This window comes from Bacillus sp. FSL E2-8900 (assembly GCF_037966225.1).
In the GTDB taxonomy this organism is placed as follows: Bacteria; Bacillota; Bacilli; order Bacillales; family Bacillaceae_G; genus Bacillus_A; species Bacillus_A cereus.
The window spans coordinates 4,435,647-4,449,625 of the sequence record NZ_CP150193.1; the positions used below are offsets into that span (position 1 = coordinate 4,435,647).

Sequence of the window (13,979 nt, forward strand, 5' to 3'; positions counted from 1 at the left end):
TATTTTCACTCGCCCCACCGACTCCCACGTTTAATCCACGCTACATACTTTTGAAAAGCCGTCACTTCATGTTGAAAACGCAGCGGGATATACAACAATAAAGTGCATGTACACAATATCCATAGAATACCTACTACAAAATGAAATTTCATTGTCGTGCTAATAAACAAGCTGAGGAATAATACAAGGAACATAATTACACTAAATCTTTTATACGTAGTCATACTATCCCCTCCTTATACTTCAATTGTACCAGTTATAAGGAATTAATTCCCACAAAAAGACCAAAAAGCAAATTCCACTTTTCGGTCTCTACACTATCTTCTCTTCGTAATTTTTCCTGAACCACCGACCCTCGTTTTCGGAGGAGATGTATTCCTTGGCGGCGTTTTAATAGATGATTTTGGCTTCACATCTGATCCGCTTGAACCGCCTGGTGTTTTTGTAATTTTACCCTTGCTTCCAGTAGAAGGTGGGGGCGTCGTATTACTTCCTTTTTCAGTAATACTTCCCTTATCACCTACTGATGGTTTCGAATCTACATTATCGCCTCGCTTAATGATAGACCCTTTCCCTTCCTTCGTAATTGGAGGTGGGGTTTTCTTTTCTTCTTTCGTAGGTGGTCTCTCTGGAATAACTGGTTTATGATTTTGTCTGTCATTATATCCTCGATAATCACCGTACGATGATTTTCGTGAACCGAATATATCGTTTAATATGCTACCCATAATATATCCTTGCAAGAAGGACGGTTGGTAATTTTGACGGACAAATTCTTTATTACTTATTTCAATTAACGTATCAGATGGTTTCTCTTTATCCTTTTGCAGGTTATAAATCTTATCAGAATAAACGAGGAACATTTGATTTTCGTCTTCTTTAGATGCTTGCTTCGGTTCTCTTTCGTTAATAAGTTCCTTCGCTACTTCAGGAACTGACCGATTGGCGGCCCTATACACGTAAGATTCTTGTTTACCTTCCTTGGCAACAGATTCAAGTGGATAACGGTCTTGAATCGACTTTGTCTGCCCGCCTTGACAACCTGATAAGGCATAACCAGCAACAACAAGTAATATAACGATAGCAAGTATAGGGATCACAAACGATTTAATCATGGTAAACAATCGGTTTGACATGATTACGCCCCCTTACGTTGCTCTTATAATTTGTACATCAGCAGGAATGATTGCTTCTCCCTCATACATCATTGTGCGACCATTTTGCCATTCAATACGCAATAATTTTCGATTATCTGATTGGAATTCCCATATATACTGTTCTTCTGAAGCTGAGAATGGAGTTTTTCCCATCACAACAACACGTCCGTTATATTGTTCTTCCATATGATACTCGGTATCATCCATTTCAATTGTCGTCGGAATTTCATCAATTGAATCTAAGCGACCATCAATTGGAGTATATAATTTGTAATACGTATTTTCTCGATCTTCAATTTTTAAATAACGAATATCTTTTCCATCTTGCAATGTCAAAACAATTTCCTTGCGCGAATGCATACTCGTTTTCCCAATTAATTCATACATAACTAATGAAACTTCAATCATATCGCCAGGAGCTAACGTTAAAAGACTCTTTTCCGGCTTCAGTGGCTCTGGGCTTTTCATTATATTTTTTATCCGTTTAAATAAACTCATAATCTACCCCTCCTTTTCTCTTTATAAACACGCACCTAAAATTAGTGCACCAACAATATGTAATGATCCAGCTAACATCGCATGTGCAACGCTACCTTCTTTCGTACCTTCTTCTAAATCAAGACCAGACATTTTCTTTAATACGAATTCGATAAACATTTCTACCACTAATAAAATAACGAAAGAAACTGCTGATGCAAGAAGTGCTTGCCATAAATCATTTGCTTTCGTTATCGATTGAGATAAAATGTACCCTTGTGCAAATAATTTCATAATAAAACGAGTTGTTACAGCTGTATTTCCATTTTTGATTTCTTTTAAATCATTGTATTTTGTAAAAATTGAATCAACCCACATAATTGCAAATAAAAGTACTGCACTCGCTCCAGTCCATACAAGCATGGCAACTACATTCATCCATGTCATTGCAAAACCTCCTCTAAAATATAATAGAAAACCGACATGAATATATTTAGACATGTCGGTTCATTTGTCTTTATTCTATATTATTTCTCATACTGCTTCATAATACGAGCTAATTCATCGTCAACAGCAGAATTTTTGTTTAAGCTTGCGAATTCATCATCTAATGATTTTTCTTTCTTATAAACTTCACCGCTTGCTTCCGCTTCAGCCTCTAATTGAAGAGCTTTCTCTTCCATACGGCTTAAACCAGCTTTTGCTGAGTTTGAATCAAATCCAGACATCGCCTGATTAATATTCTTTTGTGCTTTCGCCGCATTTACACGCGCTACAAGTGTTTCACGTTTATTTTTCAGCTCATTTAATTGCTTACGCATTTCTTCTAGCTTTAGGCGCAGGTTATCAGCAGCAGCTTTATTTTGCTCGTAGCTTGCTTTATACTCATTCATTTTTTGCTCTGCATTTTGTTTTTCTTCTAATGCACGACGCGCAAGATCTAAGTTATTAGCTTGAACAGCCATATGAGCCTGCTCTTCACGTTTTTTCACAAGTGCTTCTTGCTCTTCAAATAATATTTTGAATTTCTTCTCAAGTGCGATTTGAGCTGCTACACTTTTCTCAGCCTCTTGTACATCGGCTTGCATATCGCGTAAATATTGATCAGTCATCTTAACTGGATCTTCCGCTTTTTCAATTAACGAATACACATTTGACATTGTTAAATCTCTTAATCGTTTAAATACAGACATCTAAATTCCTCCTATGATATACCTCATATTTCAAATTCACTACTTGGAAAACTGAAAAATCTCCCTTTACAGTAAAGAATATTCATTTTACAGCCTATGTGTTTATTATAACAAAACTAATATGTCCTTACATGTTATTTCCAAAATACATCCATTATAATATGACATTCTATATACAATATTGTATTTCTAATATATTCTCATTATCCCTCTTTGAAATTAACTTACTTTTGCGCACTTTCACTAAATTACATAAGTGTAATGTTACTGTAAGCTAACTCGATAGTTACGTTTCCATATTTCTTATACACTAATACCAGAAGCAGCAAACAAGCTTCTCATCATTTCGGAACTAATACAAAAATGTATTTACTATAAAACATATAAAAGGAGAAATCATCATGAAAAAATTAGTAGGAATCGGATTAGCAGCAGCAATTTCATTTGGAGCATTATCAGGTTGTTCTTTATTAGGAGAAAAAGCGAACGGCTTTGTACTGTACGGCTCAGAAGAACAAGTTCAACAAATTACAGATAAAAACAAAAAAGAAGTGAAAGAAAAAGACTTCTATAAAATGAAAATGACAACATTAGATGGTAAAAAAGTTCTTGTAATGGATAAGAAAACTGGTGAAGAACTAGTGAAAAAAGAGTTACTTAGCAAAGTTGATGAGAAAGACAACACGAAACCACTTGATAAATTACCAGCTGTAACAACAGAACAAGGTGTATTATTTGCAAAAGAGAAAGTAGAAAATGCTACACTTGATGGAGCGAAATTAAAATATGAAGGCAACACAATTATCGGAAGTGGCCGTGCATATACAGATATGTATGCGATTGTTGATGACGCAACTTACAGCAATGTAAAAGGTGATGAAAAATCTGTAGGTGTATTAAAATTTGATAAAGACCCAAGTAAAGAATTCCCTGGTTACAACGGCGTAGAAGCTTCTCAACTTGTAAAAATTAAAAAGTAAAACAAAAAAGCTTTGCGAAATTCGCAAAGCTTTTTCTATTTATTATGAGCAATTTGCTCCATATCCGGGCTACAAGTTTGCGACTGACATGACTTATTTAAAGAACATGCTGCGCATTTTCCTTTTTTACTTCTCTTTACAAAATTAACTAACGTATATGCTGCATAACCAAAAATGATAGCTCCAATTATAATATTGACCATCATCACAATACATCTCCTTCTAGAATCCGAGTAAGGATCCAACTTGGTATATAATGAGCGTTAATACATAAGCAACTACGAGTGGATAAACGACTGAGAAAATCGTCCACTTCGCTGATCCTGTTTCACGTTTAATAACAGCTACCGTCGCTAAACACGGAACATATAATAAAATAAAGAACATAAATGCATAAGCTGATAATGCTGTATAATGTGCTCCCATTACATTTCCAAGCACATCTTCTTTAACTGCATAAATAATTGCCATTGTAGAAACGACAACTTCCTTCGCTAAAAATCCTGTTAAAAGGGATGCTGCAGCTTGCCATGTTCCGAAGCCGAGCGGTGCGAATAGTGGTGCGATAAATCCACCAATCATCGCTAAGTAACTGTCTCCCATATCAACACCAAATCCTGATGGACCTGCATAGTTTAATAACCAAATGACAACCGAACCACCAAAGATGAATGTACCAGCTTTACGAACAAATCCTTTCCCTTTCTCCCATGTGCTTAGCCATAATGTTTTTGCTTGTGGCACACGGTAAGGCGGTAATTCAATTACGAAAATAGACTTTTCCGCTTTCAAAATCGTAAGAGACATAATTTTTGTAACTAATAACGCAAGAACAATCCCTGCAACATATAAAGAAAATACAACAGCCGCCTGACTATGCGGGAAAAATACGCCCGCAAATAATGCATATACAGGTAATCGTGCTGAACAAGACATAAATGGTGTTACTAAAATGGTAAGTAAACGTTCTTTTTCCTGTTCAATCGTTCTCGCAGCCATGATACCTGGAACGTTACATCCAAAACCGATAATCATCGGAATAAAAGCTTTTCCGTTTAAGCCGAAAAACTCCATAATTCTATCCATAACAACTGCAATTCGCGCCATATACCCTGAGTCTTCTAATAATGAAATAAAAAAGAATAGTGCAAAGATTTGTGGTACGAATACTAATACAGCACCAACACCGGCAATAATACCTTCTGTAACGAGCGCTTGAATAAAATCAGAAGCTCCAATACTTGTAAGTCCAGCCGTCACCCAATCCGTAAGCTGGCCACCAAAAAACTCATCTAACATATCCGATAAAGGTGTACCAATCCACGTAAACGTAACCTGAAAAATAAAAAACATAACTGCTAAAAAGATTGGAAGTCCTAAAATTTTATGTGTAATTAATCTATCAATTTTTTCTGAAAAAGGAATTTTTCCTTCTTTCTCATGCTTCATAACATTTGTTTTTAACTTTTCAATATACGCTTCACGAGTTTTGTAAATGTGCTCTTCTAACGTACAATCAAGTTTTCCTTCTAAGCGAGATCGAATGGCTATGAGTTCCTTATAAATTGGTAATGCTTTCATTTCTTTTTCTACTACTTCGTTATTGCTTAAAAATTGAAGTGCTAACCATCTCGGATGCTCGTAATTCGCTGTCTCTAAAAGAGCAATTACTTCTCCAATTCCTTCATCCATTTGTACACCATATGAAATAAGGAATGGCTTTTTCTCTTTTTTCTCTTGTTTGTTATTTTCTTTAAGAGTCGTAAGCAGTTCTTCACAGCCTTTTCCACTTCTTGCAACAACAGGAACGACTGTTACACCTAATAGCTCTGATAATCGTTTTACATCAATGACAATTCCTCTTTGCTTCGCCACATCAACCATGTTTAAACCAATTGAGACTGGCTTACCAAATTCAAGTAACTGCAACGTTAAATGCATATTTCTTTCAAACTGCGAGGAATCTACGATATTTAACATATGATTAAATTCTTCTGTTAATAGAAAGTTTGTTACAACACCTTCATCACGTGAAACTGGATTTAAATCATAAACACCTGGTAAATCAATTAATGTTCCTTGTCTATCTTTTAATTTACCAACCTTCTTTTCTACTGTTACACCGCTCCAGTTTCCTACATACTCATAAGAACCAGTAAGTGCATTAAATAATGATGTCTTCCCTGTATTCGGATTCCCTAGCAAAGCTACCTTATTCACGCTAATTCCACCTTTATCATTTTCGCGTCACAATGACGAATACTAATTAACTGTCCACGACACTCCAATGTACAAGGACCTTTGAACATCGCTTTCTGTTTCAGGCGAAGTTCGCTTCCTTCAGCAAGACCGAAAGCAGCTAGTCTACGCTTTAATAGCTGATCTAAAGACTGAATACTTTTTACTAACACTTTCTCTCCAATTTTAATATCTACTAAGCTCATAACCTTCCCCCTCAGAAGAGAATGATAATTATTTTCAAAAAAATTATACCACACCCAATTTCTCTTGTACTATACCCTTTTGCTTCATATTTATTAACATTTCGCTACAATTCTATTTCAATTATTGTCATACTGTATTCGTTTGCCATTCTCATCCATTTCGCTTACAATAAACAATAGCAAATAAAGAATCTCGTTATCACTGGGGGAGCCATGCCGCTGAGAGGGAACACTTCGTTCCGACCCTTCGAACCTGTTAGTTAATGCTAACGCAGGGATTGTGCAAACGTCCGAAATACATACCTCATTTTTATTTACGTATTTCGTATCCTCCTATGATATCTATTCTTTTTTGTATAACTTGGATTTAGGGGGAGACAACATGCGTAACACCAATTTACAAGCGATGATCGAATCTGCTATTCTTGCAGCCTTCGCCATGATTATCGATATTTTACCATTATCACTTAAACTTCCAACAGGCGGTTCTATCTCATTCGCTATGATTCCTATTTTTATTATTGCTTACCGCTGGGGCTTTAAATCAGCTTTCTTAGGCGGTTTAGTTTGGGGACTATTACAAATTGTCGTGGGAGATGCTTATATTTTAACACCTGTTCAAGCATTCATTGAGTACTTCATTGCCTTTGCTTTTATCGGATTTGCTGGCTTATTCTATCGTCCAATTCAAAAAGCACTTTTAACATCCAATGAAAATAGCTTAGAACAATCAAATTTAGGTAACCGTAAAGACAAACCTTCATCAAAACAAAATCAGGGTAAGAAAGTCCTTGCTTATATTATCCTTGCTACATTTATCGGTAGCTTTGCTCGCTATTTCTGCCACTTTATTGCCGGCATTATTTTCTGGGGACAATATGCGCCGAAAGGTCAATCAGCTGTGTTATATTCATTAATCATAAATGGAAGTACAATGCTTGGTTCTTTTATTTTATGTACCGTTTTACTTATATTTTTATTTATCACTTCACCACGATTATTCAAAAGCATCAGTGCTTATCAAATGAATACACAAAAAAAGGGCGCTTAATGAGCGCTCTTTTTTCATATCGTAATATCAATTAAAAATACAATAAATGCGCAAAAGAAAATAAATACCATTATACTTAGCCAATTGCTATGCACGGTTCATCGACTCCTTACATAACCTCATATTCTAAACAAATTATACTGATTAAAAATAAAGATTAGGTAAAGATAATATGAAAATAAATTAAAAAAGCGTAAATCATATTATTTACGCTTTTTTCGGTAAATAGAAGTAAAATAACACACCATCTTCTGTATTTCCTGCCCCATATTCAGTATCATGTAGTTCTAAAATATTCTTTGAAATGGCAAGCCCAAGCCCCGTCCCACCTTGTGAACGCTGACGAGCTGTATCCACTCGATAAAAACGATCCCAAATTTTATCTAATTGTTCTTCTTCAATGTGAGTACCTTTATTTTCAATGCACACTTTTATACGATCCTTCTCATCTATTGTAGAAATAATAATATCTTCTTTATTTGGTGTATAACGTATGGCATTCGTAATGAAATTCACGATGACTTGTTCAATCCGGCCTTGATTTGCAATTACTTCAAATGAACATATATTTTTATGAACACGAAGCTCTTTTTTCTCTATTTCCACAGATAGATGTTCACATATGTCTTCAATTACTGTATCAATATAAAACGAATCCTTTTTCATTTTATATGTACCAGATTCAAATTTAGCTAACTCAAGCATATCCAAAATTAACGTATCCATTTTGTCTACTTCTCTCTCCATCGCCTGAAAATAATACTCTTTTTTATGTTCAGCTACCCCGTCTTTTAAAATAGAAATACAGCTTTTCATAATACTTAGCGGTGTTTTTAATTCATGTGAAACACCAGAAATGAATTCTTTTCGCGTTTTTTCTAACTTTCTTTCCTTTTCAATATCTTCTTCTAACTGCCCAATATGCGAATGGAGTTTATTTGATAGAACATTAATATTTTTCGATAAATCTCCAATTTCATCTTTTGAAGTAATCGGTATTTTTTCTGTAAAATCTAATTGTGCTATTTTCTTCGTCGTATCATTTATTTTTAATAATGGTTTTGCAATTTGTTTTGAATAATAAAACGAAGCTAAAAAAATAAGAACGACTACAAATGCAATGATATAGATGTAATAATCTTGCACCATTTGTACAGCTTCATCTACAGGCTGTAAAGAAGCCATCGCATAAATATATGTTACTGATCCATCTTTTTCTTTTATTGGTTTCATTAATAATTTATATTTTATATCATTCTTTTCATAGTCCATTGTCTTTGTTGAATACTCTATTTGATTACTCTCTTTTAGTAATACATCCGTTTGAAATTCTTTTATACTATCCAAAAACAAAGTATTTTTATAAATTGGATTTACGAGGCCTTTTACATCTGGAAACTGTACTTTTGTAACAAACCCACCTATATAAGCATCTGGTTCTTGGGCAGCTTGCTCCTGAACAGCCGGCTTCTTTTCCTTACTTACTTGTTCCTCAGCTGCTTTCTTTTTCTCCTCATCTAATTTACTCATTTTCTCCTTAAATGCTTTTTCTAACGGTTTATTAGATCCACTTAAATTCTGCTTAGATAACGAGAAAGAGAATGGAATAAAACTATCTCCTTTTTTCACTCCAGAAAAATAAATTCCTTGGCCTAGAAACTGATCTGATGATTTATTCTCAATCTCTTCTATATTGACGAGATTGCCTAAAGGAATTTTGAATATTTGTTGTCCAAAGCTCTTTTGTTGCCTACGATCTATCGTTACTTCAAAATAAAAATCATCTGCATGTTTTAAATTCCCGTTCTTATCTAATGTCGTAATCCACGTATTATTTTCTCTTAAAAAGTCTTGCTCTAGTTTTTGAATTTCTTCTGCATTTCCTGCATAATTTAAATAATTCTTCTCAAAGGAATTTAAATTTACTTTAATATCTTCCACTTTTCGATTCGCATAATATTGTTTAAAAAATATCGTTTGTCCAATAAATATCGTCGCTAAAATCAACATGCATAATGCCGTTGTAAGAGTAAATAATTTTAGTACAATTCCTTTCCTCATACATTGCCCTCAAATTTATAACCTGTTCGTACTACAGTTGTAATATACTTTGCTTTCTCTCCTAATTTATTTCTTAAATTACGAATATGACTATTCACCGTTCGATCATCACCAGCAAATTCATATCCCCAAATTCTTGAAATGAGTTGCTCTCGCGTTAAAACGATTCCTTGATTTTTCATGAAATACGCTAATATTTCAAATTCTGTATGCGTTAAATTAATATCGGTTCTATCTACCGTAACAGTGCGAGACGGAAAATGAACGTGAATGCCGTGGATTGATAATGTATCATCTTCATTCTCTAAAAGTTGCTTTGTCACTTTTCTGCTTTCTAACAACCTTTTCGCTCTTGCTAATAAAATTGGCGGACTATACGGCTTCGTCACATAATCATCTGCCCCAAGTTCAAAACCAAGTAACGTATCGTCTTCATCTACGCGCGCCGTCAGCATAATAATAGGCACCTCGGACGTCTTTCGAATCCTTCGGCAAACAGACCATCCATCGAGTTCTGGCAACATAATATCTAAAATAACTAAATCAACCTCTTCTTCTTCAAATACAACTAAAGCCTCTTTCCCGTCCCTCGCTTCAAACACTACATATTGCTCACTTAAAAAATAATCTTTTAATATTTCACGTAATATGTCTTCATCTTCAACAATTAAAATATTTTTTGACATAATTTATATATCCCCCTCCCGCTTTCAGAAACTATAATTTCACTTTGAATAACTGCCAATTAACTTCGCCTCGATAATATATCTATCTGGTGCATTCCCTATATAATTAAATGGGTAACAAGTTGTCAGTGTTAATATCGGTTCTTCTTTTTTTATAATAACAGTACGATCATCCGCATGGGTAATCCACGTCTTTTGAATTTCATATGTGTACGTTTTATTATCATACTCTAAAACAAGGGTATCCTTTTCTTTCAACTCTTCTAAATCTGTAAATACAGTATCTCGATGTCCACTCAGTACAGTATGTCCCCCTCCAGATGGAGTTGTCGTTAAATCACTAACGAACATACCCACTCCTTTTTTCAAAGTCGTATCATCTGCTCCCCAATATATAGAAAACTTCTTCTTTATTTTCGGTATGTTTAACATCGCTACCTTTTCTCCTTCTTTATGTTCTGTTTGAGAAGAAGGCACTTGAGAAGTTACAGGTGTTTCATGAAAAAGTTGAGTATCTTGTATATTTTTAAGGCTCTTTATTTCTTCTGCCGTTAATTGCCCAGCAGAGCTTCTTCCTTTATACCATTCCACAGCATAATAGGATCCCATGAATAGCCCTATAGCCATCAATATGATACCGATATAATTGAGTAACTTCATTCTTCATTCCTCCATGCCAAAAATGGTAGGAGTAACCTACCATTTTTAATATATGAAATTATCCCATTCTTTATAGGAAAATATTTTATTTACGCTTTAATCTTATTGCGACGATTCAAACCAAATAATGTACCTACCGCTACAAGACATGCACTTAATCCCATCATTACTACATTATTCGATGCTGTATTTGGTAATTTTTCACCTTGTACAACTGGCTTTGCTACTTCTTTTTTAGCTACTTCATTCTTTTGCTCGGCTTTTATCGCTGCTTCTTTTTTGGCCATATCGTTTTTTAACTGTTCTTGCGCTATTCTCTTTTTCTCTTCTTCACTTTTTTTCTCAGCTTTTATTGCTTCTTCTTTTTTAGCCATATCATTTTTTTCTTGTACTTGTGCCGCTTGCTTTTTCTCTACTTCACTTTTTTGCTGTTCCTTAATTGCTTCTTCTTTTTTAGCTTTATCTTGTTGCACTTGCGCTTCTTCCTTTGTTACTGTTCCAGTATCTGCACTCGCTACTGAAGAATATCCTACTGTTAAAAGTGCCATTGCACAAATTGGTAATAGTCTCTTTTTCATCTTAATTCTCTCCTTATATTTTATTCACATCAACTCGCACCGGATGTATTACTAGAATAAGCAAGAGATATAAATATAAGATGCAGATGAAATATATTTCATTTAAAGATTTCATTGTAGAAAAAGAAAAAAACATCGCAATATGTACGATGTTTTTTCGGGTGTGTGTCTCAATTATTTACATGTTACTTTCGCGTGATTTGGAAGTAGAACGGGCCGGAGCGATAACTAATTGTCTCGGCTCAGTTTTCTTGAAGTGATTTTTGACGTTACACTTACGACGTTGAACAACCCACGCTTTAATAGGGTTTGTTAAAATAATCTTTTGCTCTTCGTTAGGGGCCTCTTCTTCAAACCTACAACTCTCGCTCCATTTATTCCATTTCATTGTAAATTTAGAAGAAGAATGATCATCTTCACGATCAAACAAGTGCAAAAAATCCATTTTTCCATCTAGCATTACGGTGTTACTAGTCGCTAAAAAAGAAAAGGTCGTCCAACGTTTCTCCATGCCCTCCTACTCCTTTTTCACATATAGAGTGCCTAAAACTTAATTTACCTAAAATATGCTTGCCTTTTACCTTACACCCATAGTTTATCCAAAATGCTCTTATGCAACTATCGATTTGCCTTACAACTACCTTACATTTTTGTAAGAAACAAAAAAACCTTCACTCGATATAATGAAGGTTTCTTACTTTTTATCTATATGATCTCTCATATCATCAAGTCCAGCTTCTTTTAGCTGCGACATCATACCGTGCGAAATTGCTCCTAACACTAAAGTCATTCCAATTAATGAAATACGAATCGCAGGTACATCAATTACGTAAGCCAACAGGCCAAGAACAATTGTTAAAAGTAATGCTTTTATAAATGTTACACTTGTGTACTGTTTCTTCTTCATCATATTCACCCTTTATGGAAGCGTTTTCTTAATGCACTTAGTATATCATATCATCAGATGATTTTGGCGTTATCTTTGTAAAAAATTACTATCTCCTTTGACTTTTTCTATTCTATCCTTTACAGTCGAAATGTTCGCAAGTTTTACACTGTAGGAGGATTACAATGAATATTGAAATAAAAGACACTTTAATTTCTGAAGAACAATTACAAGCAAAAGTGAAAGAATTAGCACTTCAAATCGAACGTGACTTTGAAGGAGAAGAAATCGTAGTTATCGCAGTATTAAAAGGTTCATTCGTATTTGCTGCTGATTTAATTCGTCACATCAAAAATGATGTAACAATTGACTTTATTTCTGCATCTAGCTACGGAAATCAAACAGAAACAACAGGAAAAGTGAAACTACTAAAAGATATCGACGTAAACATTACTGGAAAAAACGTAATTGTTGTAGAAGATATTATCGATTCTGGTTTAACACTTCATTTCCTAAAAGACCACTTCTTTATGCATAAACCAAAAGCACTCAAGTTCTGTACATTACTTGATAAGCCAGAACGCCGTAAAGTGGACTTAAAAGCTGAATATGTTGGCTTCCAAATTCCAGACGAATTTATCGTTGGCTACGGTATCGACTGTGCTGAGAAATATCGTAACTTACCATTTATCGCTTCAGTTGTAACGGAGTAATCGTATAACTTAAAAAATTGATAGTACATAAAATGTATATCGGCGATTTTTTTAATATATCGACTTACCGACAATAACTGACAATGTTAGCATCCAATTAATAGGGAGAAGCTGTTCTAAAATACATGGGAACAGCTCCTTTCTTTCCATTACAAACTACAGGGAGAGATGAAATATGACAAAGACAAAATTTGAAAAAGTACTCCTCATCGTAAATCCGAAAGCTGGTCAAGGTGACTTACATACAAATTTAACAAAAATCGTACCACCTCTTGCCGCAGCTTTTCCTGATCTACATATCCTTCATACGAAAAAACAAGGTGATGCAACAAAATATTGCCAAGAGTTTGCTAGTAAAGTAGATTTAATTATCGTCTTTGGTGGTGATGGAACAGTATTTGAATGCACAAATGGCTTAGCACCTCTCGAAACTAGACCTACACTTGCAATCATTCCAGGTGGAACTTGCAATGACTTCTCTCGCACACTTGGTGTTCCGCAAAACATTGCAGAAGCAGCAAAACTTATCACAAAGGAACACGTAAAACCAGTTGACGTTGCAAAAGCAAATGAACAACATTTCTTAAACTTCTGGGGCATTGGACTCGTATCTGAAGTATCAAACAATATCGATGCAGAAGAAAAAGCAAAGCTTGGTAAAATCGGTTACTATTTAAGCACAATTCGAACTGTAAAAAATGCTGAAACATTCCCGGTAAAAATTACTTATGACGGACAAGTATATGAAGACGAAGCTGTCCTTGTCATGGTTGGAAATGGTGAATATCTTGGTGGTATTCCATCCTTTATTCCGAACGTAAAATGTGATGATGGAACACTTGATATTTTCGTAGTCAAATCAACAGGTATTCAAGCATTTAAAGATTACATCGGAAAGAAACTATTTGAAGACTCAAATGAAAATGACATCTTCCACGTAAAAGCGAAATCCATTCATATTGAAACGAAAGAAGAAAAAGAAGTAGATACAGATGGAGAAAGCTCGCTTCATACACCTTGTCACATTGAATTATTACCAGGACACTTTACGATGATTTATAATCCTGCGGTTGTGTAAAGAAAAAAACGAGTG

Annotated in this window: 18 protein-coding genes and 1 riboswitch; of the genes, 4 read left to right on the forward strand and 14 right to left on the reverse strand. The window is 34.7% G+C overall.

Features of this window, described 5'->3' with window-relative positions:
* Window positions 1-5: 5 nt before the first annotated feature.
* The 5 genes from NST90_RS22755 to NST90_RS22775 all read right to left on the reverse strand — a co-directional run bounded on the left by NST90_RS22755 (window position 6) and on the right by NST90_RS22775 (window position 2,827).
* Window positions 6-224 (reverse strand): hypothetical protein, encoded by a 219-nt coding sequence (locus NST90_RS22755; RefSeq protein ID WP_016123492.1) that lies wholly within the window; start codon window positions 222-224, stop codon window positions 6-8.
* Window positions 225-317: 93 nt separating this feature from the next.
* Window positions 318-1,136 carry a DUF4247 domain-containing protein gene (locus NST90_RS22760; RefSeq protein ID WP_000071190.1) on the reverse strand — a complete coding sequence of 273 codons (819 nt, stop codon included), beginning with the start codon at window positions 1,134-1,136 and terminating at the stop codon, window positions 318-320.
* A 12-nt stretch (window positions 1,137-1,148) separates the two neighbouring features.
* The gene (locus NST90_RS22765) at window positions 1,149-1,655 is read right to left on the reverse strand and encodes a DUF4178 domain-containing protein (protein WP_000051739.1); all 507 of its coding nucleotides are present in this window, start codon (window positions 1,653-1,655) and stop codon (window positions 1,149-1,151) included.
* A gap of 21 nt (window positions 1,656-1,676) precedes the next feature.
* Entirely contained in the window at window positions 1,677-2,081 is a 405-nt protein-coding gene (locus NST90_RS22770) for a DUF350 domain-containing protein (protein WP_000220087.1), read from the reverse strand.
* 80 nt (window positions 2,082-2,161) lie between these two features.
* Window positions 2,162-2,827 (reverse strand): PspA/IM30 family protein, encoded by a 666-nt coding sequence (locus tag NST90_RS22775; RefSeq protein ID WP_000110280.1) that lies wholly within the window; start codon window positions 2,825-2,827, stop codon window positions 2,162-2,164.
* A gap of 401 nt (window positions 2,828-3,228) precedes the next feature.
* Between NST90_RS22775 and NST90_RS22780 the strand changes: the two genes are divergently transcribed.
* Window positions 3,229-3,807, forward strand: a complete 579-nt coding sequence (locus tag NST90_RS22780) for a lipoprotein BA_5634 family protein (protein WP_000737469.1) — start codon at window positions 3,229-3,231, stop codon at window positions 3,805-3,807.
* A gap of 35 nt (window positions 3,808-3,842) precedes the next feature.
* On the opposite strand, the gene NST90_RS22785 is transcribed toward NST90_RS22780, so the two are convergent.
* The 3 genes from NST90_RS22785 to NST90_RS22795 are packed head-to-tail and all read right to left on the reverse strand — an operon-like array spanning window position 3,843 to window position 6,251.
* A complete protein-coding gene (locus tag NST90_RS22785) occupies window positions 3,843-4,013 on the reverse strand; it encodes a FeoB-associated Cys-rich membrane protein (protein ID WP_000989598.1) in 171 nt (56 codons plus the stop codon).
* A gap of 16 nt (window positions 4,014-4,029) precedes the next feature.
* On the reverse strand, window positions 4,030-6,027 hold the full coding sequence (feoB, locus tag NST90_RS22790) for a ferrous iron transport protein B (protein WP_044307035.1): 1,998 nt from the start codon (window positions 6,025-6,027) through the stop codon (window positions 4,030-4,032).
* Window positions 6,024-6,251 carry a FeoA family protein gene (locus NST90_RS22795; protein WP_000060512.1) on the reverse strand — a complete coding sequence of 76 codons (228 nt, stop codon included), beginning with the start codon at window positions 6,249-6,251 and terminating at the stop codon, window positions 6,024-6,026. Before NST90_RS22795 ends, feoB begins: the two co-directional genes overlap by 4 nt.
* A gap of 194 nt (window positions 6,252-6,445) precedes the next feature.
* Window positions 6,446-6,547: riboswitch (TPP riboswitch) on the forward strand.
* An 86-nt stretch (window positions 6,548-6,633) separates the two neighbouring features.
* On the opposite strand from NST90_RS22795, the gene thiT reads away from it, so the two are divergent.
* On the forward strand, window positions 6,634-7,302 hold the full coding sequence (gene thiT / locus NST90_RS22800; protein ID WP_046393043.1) for an energy-coupled thiamine transporter ThiT: 669 nt from the start codon (window positions 6,634-6,636) through the stop codon (window positions 7,300-7,302).
* A gap of 207 nt (window positions 7,303-7,509) precedes the next feature.
* On the opposite strand, the gene NST90_RS22805 is transcribed toward thiT, so the two are convergent.
* From NST90_RS22805 to NST90_RS22830, 6 genes are all read right to left on the reverse strand, one after another.
* Window positions 7,510-9,363, reverse strand: a complete 1,854-nt coding sequence (locus tag NST90_RS22805) for a HAMP domain-containing sensor histidine kinase (RefSeq protein ID WP_001225341.1) — start codon at window positions 9,361-9,363, stop codon at window positions 7,510-7,512.
* Window positions 9,360-10,049: a response regulator transcription factor gene (locus NST90_RS22810; protein WP_000041857.1), complete on the reverse strand. Its 690-nt coding sequence runs from the start codon at window positions 10,047-10,049 to the stop codon at window positions 9,360-9,362. Before NST90_RS22810 ends, NST90_RS22805 begins: the two co-directional genes overlap by 4 nt.
* A 39-nt stretch (window positions 10,050-10,088) precedes the next feature.
* Entirely contained in the window at window positions 10,089-10,709 is a 621-nt protein-coding gene (locus NST90_RS22815; protein WP_243511251.1) for a class D sortase, read from the reverse strand.
* A gap of 89 nt (window positions 10,710-10,798) precedes the next feature.
* Window positions 10,799-11,287 carry an LPXTG cell wall anchor domain-containing protein gene (locus tag NST90_RS22820; RefSeq protein WP_000746709.1) on the reverse strand — a complete coding sequence of 163 codons (489 nt, stop codon included), beginning with the start codon at window positions 11,285-11,287 and terminating at the stop codon, window positions 10,799-10,801.
* A 178-nt stretch (window positions 11,288-11,465) separates the two neighbouring features.
* Window positions 11,466-11,798: a hypothetical protein gene (locus NST90_RS22825; RefSeq protein WP_000415613.1), complete on the reverse strand. Its 333-nt coding sequence runs from the start codon at window positions 11,796-11,798 to the stop codon at window positions 11,466-11,468.
* A 183-nt stretch (window positions 11,799-11,981) separates the two neighbouring features.
* Window positions 11,982-12,197, reverse strand: coding sequence for a hypothetical protein (locus tag NST90_RS22830; RefSeq protein ID WP_002001286.1), 216 nt, complete (start codon window positions 12,195-12,197; stop codon window positions 11,982-11,984).
* A 161-nt stretch (window positions 12,198-12,358) separates the two neighbouring features.
* On the opposite strand from NST90_RS22830, the gene hpt reads away from it, so the two are divergent.
* Both hpt and NST90_RS22840 read left to right on the forward strand, forming a co-directional pair.
* A complete protein-coding gene (gene hpt / locus NST90_RS22835) occupies window positions 12,359-12,886 on the forward strand; it encodes a hypoxanthine phosphoribosyltransferase (protein ID WP_001019294.1) in 528 nt (175 codons plus the stop codon).
* Window positions 12,887-13,061: 175 nt separating this feature from the next.
* On the forward strand, window positions 13,062-13,964 hold the full coding sequence (locus NST90_RS22840) for a YegS/Rv2252/BmrU family lipid kinase (RefSeq protein ID WP_000167902.1): 903 nt from the start codon (window positions 13,062-13,064) through the stop codon (window positions 13,962-13,964).
* Window positions 13,965-13,979 lie beyond the last annotated feature (15 nt).

Coding starts and splice junctions, on each gene's coding strand:
- NST90_RS22760 (WP_000071190.1), bottom strand. CDS start 1,136: ATGTCAAACCGATTGTTTACCATGATTAAATCGTTTGTGATCCCTATA.
- NST90_RS22815 (WP_243511251.1), bottom strand. CDS start 10,709: ATGAAGTTACTCAATTATATCGGTATCATATTGATGGCTATAGGGCTA.
- NST90_RS22785 (WP_000989598.1), bottom strand. CDS start 4,013: ATGATGGTCAATATTATAATTGGAGCTATCATTTTTGGTTATGCAGCA.
- NST90_RS22775 (WP_000110280.1), bottom strand. CDS start 2,827: ATGTCTGTATTTAAACGATTAAGAGATTTAACAATGTCAAATGTGTAT.
- NST90_RS22755 (WP_016123492.1), bottom strand. CDS start 224: ATGACTACGTATAAAAGATTTAGTGTAATTATGTTCCTTGTATTATTC.
- NST90_RS22795 (WP_000060512.1), bottom strand. CDS start 6,251: ATGAGCTTAGTAGATATTAAAATTGGAGAGAAAGTGTTAGTAAAAAGT.
- NST90_RS22770 (WP_000220087.1), bottom strand. CDS start 2,081: ATGACATGGATGAATGTAGTTGCCATGCTTGTATGGACTGGAGCGAGT.
- NST90_RS22830 (WP_002001286.1), bottom strand. CDS start 12,197: ATGATGAAGAAGAAACAGTACACAAGTGTAACATTTATAAAAGCATTA.
- NST90_RS22810 (WP_000041857.1), bottom strand. CDS start 10,049: ATGTCAAAAAATATTTTAATTGTTGAAGATGAAGACATATTACGTGAA.
- NST90_RS22820 (WP_000746709.1), bottom strand. CDS start 11,287: ATGAAAAAGAGACTATTACCAATTTGTGCAATGGCACTTTTAACAGTA.
- NST90_RS22825 (WP_000415613.1), bottom strand. CDS start 11,798: ATGGAGAAACGTTGGACGACCTTTTCTTTTTTAGCGACTAGTAACACC.
- NST90_RS22780 (WP_000737469.1), top strand. CDS start 3,229: ATGAAAAAATTAGTAGGAATCGGATTAGCAGCAGCAATTTCATTTGGA.
- hpt (WP_001019294.1), top strand. CDS start 12,359: ATGAATATTGAAATAAAAGACACTTTAATTTCTGAAGAACAATTACAA.
- NST90_RS22765 (WP_000051739.1), bottom strand. CDS start 1,655: ATGAGTTTATTTAAACGGATAAAAAATATAATGAAAAGCCCAGAGCCA.
- thiT (WP_046393043.1), top strand. CDS start 6,634: ATGCGTAACACCAATTTACAAGCGATGATCGAATCTGCTATTCTTGCA.
- NST90_RS22805 (WP_001225341.1), bottom strand. CDS start 9,363: ATGAGGAAAGGAATTGTACTAAAATTATTTACTCTTACAACGGCATTA.
- NST90_RS22840 (WP_000167902.1), top strand. CDS start 13,062: ATGACAAAGACAAAATTTGAAAAAGTACTCCTCATCGTAAATCCGAAA.